General features: G+C 55.1%; 10 protein-coding genes and 1 other annotated feature. Of the genes, 2 read left to right on the forward strand and 8 right to left on the reverse strand.

The features are described from left to right. The first annotated feature begins 141 nt into the window (after positions 1 to 141). A complete protein-coding gene (locus BQ5462_RS03195) occupies positions 142 to 702 on the forward strand; it encodes a hypothetical protein (protein WP_071141986.1) in 561 nt (186 codons plus the stop codon). A gap of 154 nt (positions 703 to 856) precedes the next feature. Here the strand turns inward: BQ5462_RS03195 and BQ5462_RS03200 are convergent, their stop codons facing one another. From BQ5462_RS03200 to BQ5462_RS03210, 3 genes are all read right to left on the reverse strand, one after another. After that, positions 857 to 2,101, reverse strand: coding sequence for a hypothetical protein (locus tag BQ5462_RS03200; protein WP_071141987.1), 1,245 nt, complete (start codon positions 2,099 to 2,101; stop codon positions 857 to 859). 133 nt (positions 2,102 to 2,234) lie between these two features. Next, the gene (clpB, locus tag BQ5462_RS03205; protein WP_071141988.1) at positions 2,235 to 4,778 is read right to left on the reverse strand and encodes an ATP-dependent chaperone ClpB; all 2,544 of its coding nucleotides are present in this window, start codon (positions 4,776 to 4,778) and stop codon (positions 2,235 to 2,237) included. A 173-nt stretch (positions 4,779 to 4,951) separates the two neighbouring features. Beyond that, on the reverse strand, positions 4,952 to 6,454 hold the full coding sequence (locus tag BQ5462_RS03210) for a CYTH domain-containing protein (protein WP_083378051.1): 1,503 nt from the start codon (positions 6,452 to 6,454) through the stop codon (positions 4,952 to 4,954). A 189-nt stretch (positions 6,455 to 6,643) separates the two neighbouring features. Here BQ5462_RS03210 and BQ5462_RS03215 point away from each other — a divergent pair, with 189 nt between their 5' ends. Further along, on the forward strand, positions 6,644 to 7,075 hold the full coding sequence (locus tag BQ5462_RS03215; RefSeq protein ID WP_071141990.1) for a Fur family transcriptional regulator: 432 nt from the start codon (positions 6,644 to 6,646) through the stop codon (positions 7,073 to 7,075). Between the two features lie 124 nt (positions 7,076 to 7,199). On the opposite strand, the gene BQ5462_RS03220 is transcribed toward BQ5462_RS03215, so the two are convergent. The 5 genes from BQ5462_RS03220 to BQ5462_RS03240 all read right to left on the reverse strand — a co-directional run bounded on the left by BQ5462_RS03220 (position 7,200) and on the right by BQ5462_RS03240 (position 12,562). Next, the gene (locus BQ5462_RS03220) at positions 7,200 to 8,183 is read right to left on the reverse strand and encodes a bile acid:sodium symporter family protein (protein WP_071141991.1); all 984 of its coding nucleotides are present in this window, start codon (positions 8,181 to 8,183) and stop codon (positions 7,200 to 7,202) included. 92 nt (positions 8,184 to 8,275) lie between these two features. Further along, positions 8,276 to 8,531, reverse strand: a binding site (T-box leader). Positions 8,532 to 8,769: 238 nt separating this feature from the next. Beyond that, complete coding sequence (locus tag BQ5462_RS03225) at positions 8,770 to 10,209, reverse strand: YfcC family protein (RefSeq protein ID WP_071141992.1); 1,440 nt, start codon at positions 10,207 to 10,209, stop codon at positions 8,770 to 8,772. A gap of 18 nt (positions 10,210 to 10,227) precedes the next feature. After that, positions 10,228 to 11,382, reverse strand: coding sequence for a M20 family metallopeptidase (locus tag BQ5462_RS03230; RefSeq protein WP_071141993.1), 1,155 nt, complete (start codon positions 11,380 to 11,382; stop codon positions 10,228 to 10,230). Positions 11,383 to 11,520: 138 nt separating this feature from the next. After that, positions 11,521 to 12,204 (reverse strand): LrgB family protein, encoded by a 684-nt coding sequence (locus BQ5462_RS03235; protein WP_071141994.1) that lies wholly within the window; start codon positions 12,202 to 12,204, stop codon positions 11,521 to 11,523. Next, positions 12,197 to 12,562: a CidA/LrgA family protein gene (locus BQ5462_RS03240; protein ID WP_071141995.1), complete on the reverse strand. Its 366-nt coding sequence runs from the start codon at positions 12,560 to 12,562 to the stop codon at positions 12,197 to 12,199. The genes BQ5462_RS03235 and BQ5462_RS03240 overlap by 8 nt, the downstream gene beginning before the upstream one ends. Between the last annotated feature and the right edge of the window lie 283 nt (positions 12,563 to 12,845).

Consider the following 12,845-nt stretch of genomic DNA (forward strand, 5'->3'; position numbering starts at 1 on the left):
TCCTGCACCGTATCTGCAAAAGATATGCTAGCTCCTCAAATTATAGCCCGATTCCAGACGATAGTCAAAACGAAAACCCGTTGAAACACTTCCTGTTCCGTTGTAAAATGGAAAGATAGAATGCATAGAGGAGGAACATCCATGAAAAAATTCCTGGCATTGGCCACCCTGCTGGTGACGCTGTTGGCTCTGCCCCTGACGGCAGGTGCTGAACGCAGCGGCTGGAAGAGCAATACCTTTCCCTTTAAACGCTTGAAAGTCGTCTATCTGAAAGACCTGAGCCGTCAGGATGGAGGCTTCCAAAAAGCCCATCCCGCCTTCATCCGGGATGACGATGCCGTCCGCAAGACCTTCCTGACCCTGCAGCGGGATCTGAAAAAAGAGGGTGTCACCCTCTACAACAATCCGGTAATGCTGCCGGACAAACAGCTGCGCAACACCATCACCCTGCAGGTACAGGTGAACCACGTGGGCACAGAGCCCGCCACGGCAGGTGCTGAAGTCACCACCGACAAGAAAGGGAAGAAGCTGACCAGTGCCGGTACATCCTATGCCAGCCTGAGCTTTCTGGCCACCAAAAACGGTACGCCCATCTACCAGGTCACCGATGAGCGGACCAGTAGCGAATACACATCCGACACATTGCTGGCAGGAATCATCCGGGACGCCGCTGATGAGCTGACCAAGAACGCTAAGAAATAAAGAAACAGGGAGCTGTGAAAATGAGCTGACCCCCAATTGTTAGATTTTTGGTCTAGCAATTGGGGGTCAGCTCATATCCATTTTTCACAGCTTCGTTTTGTCGCATGCAAAGGTCCCGCCCAGAAAATCAGGCTCCTTTTTTCTGCTCAAAGATCTACTCCTTGACCGGGGTGATATCATAGGCATGCTGCCAGGTGCTCCGATGGCTGCCTCCCTGGTACAGCAGATAATACGCATGGACTCCAGGCCGGATCATTTGTTCCGTCAGCTGATCCACCTGGGTTTCCGGAGCATCCTGGGCGATGGTTCCTCGGATGACCCGATCCCCGGCCGCATCCAGCTGGGCCATGATGGTATCCATGGAGGGCTTGGCTCCCGGATCCCCTGCAGCCGCCACGGCCCAGATGTTCTGCCGGGCCAGGGGTGCCGTCACCTGGGGATTCCATTTGCCGGCCACCAGATAGGAAGCTCCAAAGAAATCCGGGTACTTCACATCCATGGCAATGGAGGTCATGCATCCCATGGATTGCCCTGTATTGTAGATCCGTTGGGTATCAATGGGATACTGGCTGGACAGACTTTCCACCAGATGGATGGTCCGATCCAGTTCCGGTCCGTACTGGTACTGGTCATCCACGATCACCGTATCATACTGGGGGGCCAGCACAAAGCAGGGATGTTCCTTCTGCCATTCCGGTTCCACCCAGGTCACAGCGCCCCGGCCCTGGCTCAGGGTGGCCTTCACTTCCGGAGACACCGTCCCCGCATCATGCATGAAAAGGACCAGCGGGTACACCTTGCCCTTTTCCAGTTTTTCCGGCACATACAAATTGTACTGCAGTTTTTTCCCATCCCGATCGGTAAAGGTGTGCTGGGTAAATTTCTCGATCAGCAGCTGGCGGGTATGGGAACTGCTCATTTCCGGTTCCCCTCCGTACAGCCGTCCCTCCGCCGTCTTGACCAGACCCTTCTGGCTGATTTTGGCCGTAACAGGAACCAGAGGCTGGGGATTTCCATGGCTCCCCAGCTGGGGGCCTCCCACCCCCACAGGCGCCTTGTGCTTGTCTTCCGGATGGGGATCCACCATCTGGTCGGACAGGGGAAGGGGTTCCAGTTCCACCTGGACATAGCGCCCTTTTTCCGCTGCCTTTCCATACGGTTCCGCCGAAACGAAGGCTTTTGTCACGGTCCGTCCCGGCACGGCATAATCTTCCGCGGTCACGGAAGAGCCCAACAGATCCGCATCATACCGGAGCTGGACTTCTGCCAGCTTTTCTCCATCTCCATAGACCTGAGAGATGGCTTCCACATCTTCCACATGCCCGGCAGCAAAAGCCCCTGCAGAGAAACAGCAGAGGGATAAAAGGCCAGTCCCCAGGCACAGTTTCCATTTCACCATGATCCGCCTCCTTGTTCAATCGTATAGACCATTGTACCTGGGACAAATGAAAAGCAAATGAATAGCTGTGCTGGATTCCCGTCCTGGAAAATCAAAAAAATGCCTGAGAGATCGCTCTCCCAGGCATTTTCTCTTATTTCTTCACCACGTCGATATTCCCGTTCTGGAGCACCACTTCGATGTGATCGCCACTCTGGATCTCGCCTTTGACGATCTTGTTGCTCACCACGGTTTCCACCGTGTGAACGATCAGTCTCTTCAAAGGACGGGCACCGAAAGCAGGATCGAACCCTGCCTTGGCCAGATAGGCCACCGCTTCGTCCGTAGCCGTCAGGGTCAGTTCCTGCTGGCTGTGCAGACGGTCGCCCAGGCGTTTCAGGATCAGACGTACAATGTCCTTCAGCTGTTCTTCCTGCAGCGGTTTGAACACCACGATATCGTCCACCCGGTTCAGGAATTCAGGACGGAAGAACTTCATCAGCATGCTGCGGACTTCCTCCTTGCTGATGTTGCCCTTCTTTTCCATGATCTCATGGGAACCCAGGTTGCTGGTCATGATGATCAGGGTGTTCTTGAAGTCCACCATCCGGCCCTGGCCATCGGTGAGACGGCCGTCGTCCAGTACCTGCAGCAGCACGTTGAACACATCCGGGTGGGCCTTTTCGATTTCATCGAACAGGATCACGGAATACGGATGACGCCGTACAGCCTCCGTCAGCTGGCCGCCTTCTTCATACCCTACATAGCCGGGAGGCGCACCGATCAGACGGGAAACCGTATGTTTCTCCATGTATTCACTCATATCGATCCGGATGATGCTCTTTTCATCATTGAACAGCACTTCGGCCAGGGCTTTGGCCAGTTCGGTCTTGCCCACGCCCGTAGGCCCCAGGAAAATGAAGGAGCCGATGGGTTTGTTGGGATCCTTGATGCCGGCACGGGCCCGGATCACAGCCTCGCTGACCGCTTCCACGGCTTCATCCTGACCGATGACTCTCTTATGGAGGATCTCCGGCAGGTGGGCCAGTTTCTTCTTTTCGCCTTCCATCAGGCGGTTCACAGGGATGCCCGTCCAGGTGCTGACCACCTTGGCAATATCATCCTCGTCCACCTCTTCCTTCAGCAGGCGCTTGTCAGACTGCTCGGCCTTCTCCAGTGCAGCCAGCTGTTTCTGCAGTTCCGGCAGCTTGCCGTACTTCAGTTCTGCCAGCTTGTTCAGGTCGTAGGTCCGTTCGGCCTCTTCCATCTCTTTCTTCACATTGTCGATTTCCTTCTTCACCTGACGGACTTTGGCAATGCCACCCTTTTCTTCCTTCCACTGGGCCATGAGCTTATCGTTCTCGGCCTTCAGGGTGGTCAGTTCTTCCTTGATCTTTTCCAGACGGGCCTTGGAAGCCTCATCGTCTTCCTTGCTCAGGGCCTGTTCCTCGATCTGCAGCTGCAGCATCCGACGGCGGCTTTCATCCAGTTCCGTAGGCATGGAGTCGATTTCCACCCGCAGCCGTGCAGCAGCTTCATCCACCAGGTCGATGGCCTTATCCGGCAGGAACCGGTCATTGATATACCGGTTGGACAGCGTTGCCGCAGCCACCAGGGCGGAGTCCTTGATCCGCACGCCATGATGAACTTCGTACCGTTCCTTCAGGCCTCTCAGGATGGAGATGGTATCCTCCACACTGGGTTCCTTCACCAGTACGGGCTGGAAACGACGCTCCAGGGCAGAATCCTTTTCAATGTATTTCCGGTATTCCTTCAGGGTGGTGGCACCAATGCAACGCAGTTCCCCTCTGGCCAGCATGGGTTTCAGGATATTCCCGGCATCCATGGAGCCTTCCGAGGCACCGGCGCCCACCACCGTGTGCAGTTCATCGATGAACATGATGATCTGACCGGCGGAATCGGACACGATCTTCAGGACTTTCTTCAACCGTTCTTCAAATTCCCCTCTGTACTTGGCACCGGCCACCAGAGAAGCCAGGTCCAGGGCATACAGGGTCTTGTTCTTCAGGGATTCCGGTACATCACCGGCCACGATCCGGCGGGCCAGGCCTTCCACGATGGCCGTCTTGCCCACACCGGGTTCACCGATCAGTACCGGGTTGTTCTTTTTCCGACGGGACAGGATCTCGATGGTCCGACGGATTTCATCATCACGGCCGATCACCGGATCCAGTTTGCCCTCTCTGGCTTTCCGGGTCAGGTCCTGGCCGAATTTTTCCAGGGTCTTGCGGTTCTCGTCCGCATCCCCGTTGTTTTCGTATTTATCGATGAGGCCGCGGATGGCACTGCGGGTGATTCCATACTTCCTGCACAGGTTCACCACTTCCGTATCCCCGTCCTCACACAGGGCAGCCAGCAGATGGGAGGCCGTCACCTGGTTCTGCCCGGCGGCCTTTTCCGCCAGAGCGAACACCCGGGCCATGCCTGTGCTCATGCTCAGCTGGTCCGTACCCTTCACCGAGGGCATCTGTTTGATCAGATGATCCACTTCCCGGCTGAACTGGTTCTCATCCACGTTCAGGCTCTTCAGTACAAACTTGAAGAACCCGTCCGGCTGGCCGCACATAGCGGACAGCAGATGGACCGTGGTCAGTTCGGGGTTATAATTCATGACGGCTTGCTGCTGGGCAGCTTCCAACAAACTTCTCACTTCATCACTCAAGCGTTCTGCCTGCATAACAAACACCTCCAAATCCATTTCCCTATCAAATGGATACCATTGCTTCTTTTCAGGGCCTATGACAACAAGGCCCGGGAAGCCTTTTCCACTTCCCGGGTCTTATTCTACACGTTAAAAGTCAAAAAGTCAAATAGTATTTTCGATTTTTTGACTTTTTCTTTGGATTTTTTTCAGAGACAGGACCATTCCTTGTGTCTGGCCACTTCCTTAAAAAAGTCTTTCCCCGCTTCCCAGGCCCGTGACCGGTGTTTTTCTGTACGCAGTCCCTCCTGGCCGCACAGGGCTGCCAGGGATAGGCTCAATTCCCGGTCCTCCACCTGTTCCGCTCCTTCTTCCAGGGCTCCGGTCCGGGCATAGCTGAGGCAGTGCTTCCACCACTGATTCTCATAGGCCCGGCCCCGTTTTTGCAGCCGTTTCTCCCCCAGGCCCCGGGTCAGGGCCAGCAGTCCTTCCAGTTTCTCCATCTGGTCTTTCCTCTCCCAGGGATCCGGATTTCCTGCATCCGCCAGCAGCTGCTCCTCCTGCTGCCAGGCACTCCACTGCCGCTGCAGCAAAACACCCAGGGCAGGCACTTCTGTCTTTTTATGAGCCAGGGTACACAGATACAGCAGCTGCCACAGGGAGGCCCGCACTTCTTTTCCACAGGCCTCCGCCGCCTTCTGGGCGGCGGCCACCCACTGGTCCTCCAGCCACTTCCGGCCCGGCTCCAGGGGTAACAGTTCCTCCGGAAATGGCTTGGCTTTCGCATCGGAAAGTCCGGTCAGGCAGGCCATGGGTTCCAGCTGTTCCTGAAGTCCGGCCAGCAAGTCCTTCCCTTTTTTCCAGGTATTCCGGGAAAGGAAGTCCTGCCCCACCAGCCACAGGCCTCCCAGCTGCCGCAGGGTGGCCAGCATCCCCTGGGCATCGAATGCCTCATCCATCCGGGGGACCAGCAGATCCAGAGCCGTCCCGGTAGCCTTCCGGGCCAGACTGCGCCACAGGACCAATGGATCCGTATCCTCTGTCCAGGAAGGCGCTGGTATTTTTTCCTTTGCTTTGGGTGTTTCTCCGTCCAGCAGAGCCAGCCCCCGGCTGAATTTGCTCCGTTCCTCCGGCAGCAGGGGGATTGCCTGGGCCAGTTCTGCCGTAAAGCGCAGCAGTTCCCGTTCCTGGCCCCTTTTCAATTCCAGTTCGATTTCCCCGATCAGAGCTTCTTTGCCCCCTGCCCTGATGGTCCCCGTATCCACAGCGGCTTCCACCACTGTCACTGCGGATATCTGCAGCAGGGCCACCTTCCGGGTGAATTCCACGGTACACAGCGGCAGCAGCTCATCCTCCTGGAGCAGGGTCTGGAGTTTCTGATCCACCTGGGGCGCAAAGCCCTGGAGCACCGGCTTTGCCTGTTCCAGAGGCACCGTATACTCCGCCCGCCGGGAGAACCCGTTCACCGTCTCGCCCCGGCTCTTGATGGTGGCCTCGAAGGCCTTTCCGTTGGTCCGGCGGATCCGGTAGGCCATCCCCGTCCGGGACAGTTTCCGATCCCGGGTATCCAGATACTGGTTCCACAGCTTCAGGGTATGCTGGCTGCCCGCCAGGATTTTCTCCTTCACCAGGGGTAGATGGAAGAATTTTTTCCGGGCTGCCTTCGTGGAAGTCAATTTGATTTCTTTTTCCTGTCCATTGGCCATTGCCATCACACTCCCCTACGATATTTTATTATTGTAACACAAGCAAAAAGCGAACAGGAGTCCCCATTTGGCTATAGCTGCCGGAATTGATGGAAAACCACGGAAGTTCATTGACATTTTATATTTTAAAAGTTATTATTAAAATATCTTCAATATTATAAACCACAATTTTCAGTACTGATAAGGAGGCCCGCCATGCTGACTCCACAAGAATTGACCCGGCTCCTGAAAGAACGGGGTATGAAAATCACCCCCCAGCGGCTGGAAGTCTACGGGGCATTTTCCAATGCGGAAGAACATCCTACGGCCACAGAAATCTACGAAAAGGTCAAGGCCCGGATGCCCACCCTGAGTTTCGCCACCATATACCAGGCTTTGAACTTTTTCTGCAGGCAGGGCCTGCTCCAGACGGTGGATGTGGGGGACGGTGCCATGCGATATGATGTGGATACCCGCCCCCATGCCCATTTCCGCTGTGAATGCTGCGGAAAGGTGATGAACCTGGACTACGCCTATCACCATCACCTGGACCGGGACGTGGCCCAAAAGACCGGTTTCCTCATCCACCATCACCAGACACTGTTTTTGGGAATTTGCAGAGAGTGTCAAAAAAATAAGGGGGTGTGAAAAAATGCTTTTTCACACCCCGTCACTAGTCTCTAGTCTCTAGTCACTAGCCGATGGAAGCCAGCTGACGCTAGCGAAACAAAGGCGCTGTGGATAATTTTTCACAGCGCCTTATTTTTTTCTGTCAATCACCCACAGCGACAGCAGCTTCTTTGGCCGCTTTCTGTCTGGCTTCGTATCTGTCCATGTTCCGGGCGAACAGACCTGCCAGGAAGGACCCGGTGATCTGATGGATGGCAGCCCCTACCGCAGCGGGGATGGCCACAGCCGGAGCAAAGTACACCGCGCAGATGGACAGGGCCAGGGCATCGTTCTGCATTCCCACTTCCAGCGTTACGGAATGCTGCTGGGCTTTGCCCATACCCAGTTTACCGGTCACAAAGTACCCCAGGGCGAACCCGGCCAGGTTGTGCAGCAGCACCAGCACCACCATGAAGGCACCCAGAGCCACGATCTTGGCTCCGTTCACGGCAACCACACCGCCCAGGATGGACAGGACAGCAAAAGCGGACAGCAGTACCAGTACTTTCTGGACCTGGGCCAGGAATTTCTCGCCCACCACTTTGTGGACCATCAGTCCCAGCACCAGGGGAACCAGGATGACCTTCATGACGGTCAGCGCCATGGAAACAAAGGAAACGTTCACATATTCACCGGCCAGGGCCCAGACCAGGAACGGCATCATCACAGGAGCCAGCAGAGTGGAAACGGTGGTGACGGAAACGGCCAGAGGCACATCTCCCTTGGCCAGGAAGCTCATGACATTGGAAGCCGTACCACTGGGGCAGGAGCCCAGGAGGACCATGCCCACTGCCAGATCCGGGCTCAGGTGGAAGACCTTGGTCAGGGCAAAGGCCACCAGCGGCATGATGGTATAATGGCAGACGGTACCGGCCAGCACTTCCTTCGGTCGCTGCAGCACCAGTTTGAAGTCAGAAACGTGCAGGGTCATGCCCATGCCGAACATCACCACGCCCAGCAGCCACACGGTATAATGGACGGACCAGGAGAAGGCTCCCGGAACGAAATAGCCGCCCACGATGGTGGCCAGTACCAGCCAGGTCAGATTCTTCCCCACGAAACCACTTACTTTTGTCAACAAATTCATTTTCCATTCCCTCCATGCAATTGATTTGGATTTTGCAAAAATCAAACGGCTGATGGCTTCCCTGGGAGAAAATAAAAAGCGCTTTGTCTCCTGTAAGAGACAAAGCGCTATGCTCTGCGGTACCACTCTTTTTGTCGCAACTGCGACCTCTTGACAAGCATCTCCGGATTTCCCCTTCCAATGCCGGACAGGATAACGACTGTCAACCGGCTCCGCTTACTCGTAATCCTTTCAGCGAGCAGCTCCTGGGTGATTTTCCTTTTCCGCTGTGCATCCTGCCTCGCACCCGGTGGCAGGTTCTCTGGAATGTCAGCCTGGACAAGTACTTTTCCCAATCAACACTGTCTGATGTTTTGTTATGGGTTTTATTATACACTTTCAGGAAAATTTGTCAACAAGTTTTTTCGATGTTTTTAATTTATGGACAAACGTACGACATACAATAACACACAAAAAAAGCGCTGTGAAAAAATCATCCACAGCGCCTTTATTTCGCTAGCGTCAGCTGGCTTCCATCAGCTAGTGACTAGAGACTAGTGACTAGTGACGGGGTGTGAAAAAGCATTTTTTCACACCCCCTTTTGACTCAGAACGGTCCGATCTTGGTAACGGTAGCATACCACATGACCACAAAGGCGAAGATCCATTCCAGGCCCAGCAGCGGGAAGGCGAATTTCCACCAGCGCCGCAGCGGAATACCGGCCACAGTCAGCACTGTCATGGTGGTACCGCTGGCAGGCGTCACCATGTTGGTGAAGGCATCCCCCATCTGGAAGGCCAGTACGGCAGCCTGCCGGGTCATCCCCACCAGGTCGGCCAGAGGCGCCATGATGGGCATGGTGATGGCCGCCTGACCGGAACCGGAGGGAACCACCAGGTTGAACACATCCTGTACGATGAACATGCCAAAGCCCAGCAGAGACTGGGGGAACATGCTCAGGCCGCCAGCCAGGAAGTGGATGATGGTATCCAGGATCTTGCTGTCGCCCATGAGCAGGGTGACCCCTTTGCACAGGGAAACCATCATACAGGGCATGGCCATATTCTTCACCCCGCCGATGAAGGCGTTGGCGAAGTCGTTGATGCTCAGTTTTCCCACGATGCCGGCGAATACGCCCATCATCAGGAACAGCGCAGCCAGTTCATCCATATAGAAACCGTATTTCACCACACCCACCAGGATGACGGCAATGGTGACCACGAACCCGCCCATGATCACTTTCTGGCGGCCGGTCATATACTTATCTTCCCCTTCGTAGGCGGTCAGATCCATACTTTCCTTGATCAGCTGGTCATAATCGTAGGTATAGCTCTGTTCCGGATTTTTCTTGATCTTCCGGGCATACCACAGGGTGTAGGTCACATTGATCACAATCAGCGCTGCCAGCATCACCAGCCGCAGCTCGATGCCGGAGAACATGGGCAGCCCGGCAATGCTCTGGGCCACGCCCACCGTAAAGGCATTGGTCACCCCGGCGCCGTACCCGCCGCTGACAGCGGCCAGGGGCATGGCCACGGCCACGATGGAATCGAAGCCCAGGGCATAGCTGACAGCCATAATCAGGGGTACGAAGGCAATGTACTCTTCACTGCACCCGGCAAAGGCGCTGAGGCAGGTCATGATGGTGAGCAGTACGGGGATCATGAGCATTTCCCGTCCCTTCACCTTGGTCACCACATGGCCCAGAGCCCCTTCAATGGCACCGGTGACGGCCATCACGTTCAAAGACCCGCCGATGATCATCAGAAAGCCTACGATGCTGCTGGCGCTCTTCACGCCCCGGGGTACTGCCTTGAACACGTCAAAGAAGCTGGCCGGATGTTTGGCAATGAAGTGGAACGTGTTGGGATCCACCACCATACGGCCGCTGGAAGCATCCTTCACCCGGTCGAACACCCCGGCGGGAACGATGTAGGTGGCAATGGCCGTCAAGATCAGGATGAAGAAAATGATGATGATCGGGCTGGGTACCGATACTTTTTTGTTCACCGGCTTCTGCACGGTGTCCTGCTTTGTATCCGTCATAACAACTCCCCCTTGCCTTTACAGGCGGCAGATGGCCACTGCCAGGAGCAGTGTCCGTTCGAACATGGTTTCCACGATGGCATATTCCTGGAGGGTATGGGCACCGTCCCCCTGGACCCCCACGGAATCCAGGATGGGAATCCCCGCCTGGGCCATGAAGGAGGCATCGGAACAGCCGCCGGGATGGGCCGCTCCAAAGGCCGGAATCCCGAAATCCGCCGCCACCTGGTTCACCAGGGCCAGCAGACGGTCGTTGCCCTCGGTCCGCTCGAACACGGGCATGGAAGCCGGGAATTCCACTTCCGTGGAAGTGCCCGGGACATGGGTCTCGGCACAAAGGGCCCGGATGGCTTCCTGCAGTCTGTCCTTGTCTTCATTGTAATCATAGCGGCAGTCCACTTCGATGCGGCAGGTATCGGCCACCGCATTGGAGACCGTTCCCCCGGAGATGATGTCCGTGCTTACGATCCGTCCCTTTTCCAGGTCCGTCAGGGCCCGCAGGGCGATGATCTTGTGGGCCATTTCCTCAATGGCATTGGCAGAAGTGGCGTAGGCGTTCCCCACATGGCCCGCCTTGCCATGGACGGTGATCCACACATCCATGCATCCCTTCCGGCCCACGGTCAGGCAATTGTCCATGCGCCCCGTTTCGAAATTGAAGGCACACAGGCAGCCTTTGGACTGTTCCACCAGCATATCGGCCACCCGGGACCCCTGGTGGGTGATTTCCTCATCCGGCACGAACACCAGCTTCAGAGGATGCTGGTCATAGCCGGCTTCCGTCAGGATCTTGGCCACGTACACAGCCATGACGATGCCGCCCTTCATGTCGCAGACCCCGGGGCCATACGCCTTCCCGTCCTTCAGGGTAAAGGCCTCCTCCGGATAGCTGCCGTTGGGGAACACGGTGTCCAGATGCCCGCTGAGCAGAATGGGTTTGCCGGGGCGATTTTTACCCACCCAGGCCTGGAGCAGAGGTACAGCCCCCGTATCCAGCAATTCCGTTTCCATACCCTCTGTTTCCAGCCGGGCGGCCACTTTTTCCATCAGGGTCTGCATCCGTTCTTTTTCCCTGCTGCCGGCCTGGAAGTCGATCAGTTCCTTCCAGAAATCCAGCATATCCTGGCGGTATTTTTCCACCAGGGCTTTCAGTTGTATTTCCTTTTGATCCATACTGTTTCTCCTTATGTTCCCAGTCATACCGCGAATTATGCATCAAGATTGCATAATTATGTTTATTTTATCGAAAATCCTACCAGATAGCAATAAAAAACAGGAAGGAAAATCAAATTTTCCCTTCCTGTCTTTTATTTACATAAAAATCAGAGCCAATCCGGTAGTGATGATTCCGCAGACGCACAACGAAATGGAACTCATGGCCCCCTGGATCTTTCCGATCTCCAGGGCCTTGCTGGTTCCTACCGCATGGCTGCAGGCACCGATGGCCACCCCTTCAGCCACCGGATCCTTGAGGTGGAACAGTTTGGCCAGGTAGGGAGCGATCACGGCTCCCTCGATGCCCGTGATCACCACGGCCCCGGCGGTAATGCCCGGAATGCCGCCCCCGTTTTCCGAGATTCCCAGGGCAATGGCCGTGGTCACGCTCTTGGGCAGCATGGAGGCCGAGAACACCGAATTGGTCCCGAACAGATGGCACAGGGTCAGCGCCGCCACAATGCTCACCAGGCTGCCCATGACGCAGCCCGCCAGTACCGGCAGGAAGTTCTCCTGCAGGACCTTCCGCTGCTGATAGATATTCAGGGCCAGCACTGCCGTAGCCGGGCCCAGCAGCATGGTAATCACAGAACCTCCTGCATTGAAGTGTTTCAGGGGTACCCCCAATACGGTCAGGATCACCACGATCATCAGGGATGAAGTGAGCACCGGATTGCACAACAGCCATCCGGTCTTTTTCTGGAGCTTGACCCCCAGCACCCAGCAGACAAAGATCAGGGTCAGGCCAAAGAAGGGTGTACGGGTAAAAGCGTCAGGCATGATGCTCTCCTTTCCTCCGGAAGTACAGGCAAAGCTGGACCGTCCAGCCGGCCACGAAATAGACCAGCGGCGTGGTTACCAGGGTAATCACCAGGAACGGTACCAGATAGTTCTTCAGGGTTTCCACATATTCCATGGTCCCCACCACCGCCGGTACAAAGAAGATCCCCATATTCCGGATGAAAAATCCGCCCGCATCCTTCACCTGCTCCGGCCGCAGCCATTTCCGATAGAACAGGAACGTCAGCACCAGCAGGCTGATCACACTGTAAGGTACCATGAAGGGCAGCAGGGCCGCAATCCCGATACCGATCAGACAGACGCCAAAAATCAGCGCCAATTCCATGACAATGTTCATGACTCCCCCTAAAATCTTTTGTTACCTTGCATATCCTGCAGAAATACATCATAAACACATAATAATTTAAGTATATCGTATTTTATGAAGGAAAAAAAGCAAAACAAGATAAAGTTTGCATATTTTCATGAATTTAAGCAAAATTTAATTTCAAACCCGGTTAGGTAAAGTAAACAAATTCCTTCCATCCCTTTCCGGATTGTTCGTTATTTATTGAACTTTATATGATTTTATATATTGATTGTTCGTTAAAAAGTGCTATAATACGGGCTATAAAGAAAAA

It is taken from the genome of Acidaminococcus timonensis, from assembly GCF_900106585.1.
Taxonomy (GTDB): domain Bacteria; phylum Bacillota; class Negativicutes; order Acidaminococcales; family Acidaminococcaceae; genus Acidaminococcus; species Acidaminococcus timonensis.

What these genes read in the sequence shown, in the direction of transcription:
- BQ5462_RS03215 (WP_071141990.1), top strand. Translation starts at nt 6,644, where the DNA reads ATGCTGACTCCACAAGAATTGACCCGGCTCCTGAAAGAACGGGGTATG.
- clpB (WP_071141988.1), bottom strand. Translation starts at nt 4,778, where the DNA reads ATGCAGGCAGAACGCTTGAGTGATGAAGTGAGAAGTTTGTTGGAAGCT.
- BQ5462_RS03230 (WP_071141993.1), bottom strand. Translation starts at nt 11,382, where the DNA reads ATGGATCAAAAGGAAATACAACTGAAAGCCCTGGTGGAAAAATACCGC.
- BQ5462_RS03200 (WP_071141987.1), bottom strand. Translation starts at nt 2,101, where the DNA reads ATGGTGAAATGGAAACTGTGCCTGGGGACTGGCCTTTTATCCCTCTGC.
- BQ5462_RS03220 (WP_071141991.1), bottom strand. Translation starts at nt 8,183, where the DNA reads ATGAATTTGTTGACAAAAGTAAGTGGTTTCGTGGGGAAGAATCTGACC.
- BQ5462_RS03240 (WP_071141995.1), bottom strand. Translation starts at nt 12,562, where the DNA reads ATGAACATTGTCATGGAATTGGCGCTGATTTTTGGCGTCTGTCTGATC.
- BQ5462_RS03210 (WP_083378051.1), bottom strand. Translation starts at nt 6,454, where the DNA reads ATGGCAATGGCCAATGGACAGGAAAAAGAAATCAAATTGACTTCCACG.
- BQ5462_RS03195 (WP_071141986.1), top strand. Translation starts at nt 142, where the DNA reads ATGAAAAAATTCCTGGCATTGGCCACCCTGCTGGTGACGCTGTTGGCT.
- BQ5462_RS03225 (WP_071141992.1), bottom strand. Translation starts at nt 10,209, where the DNA reads ATGACGGATACAAAGCAGGACACCGTGCAGAAGCCGGTGAACAAAAAA.
- BQ5462_RS03235 (WP_071141994.1), bottom strand. Translation starts at nt 12,204, where the DNA reads ATGCCTGACGCTTTTACCCGTACACCCTTCTTTGGCCTGACCCTGATC.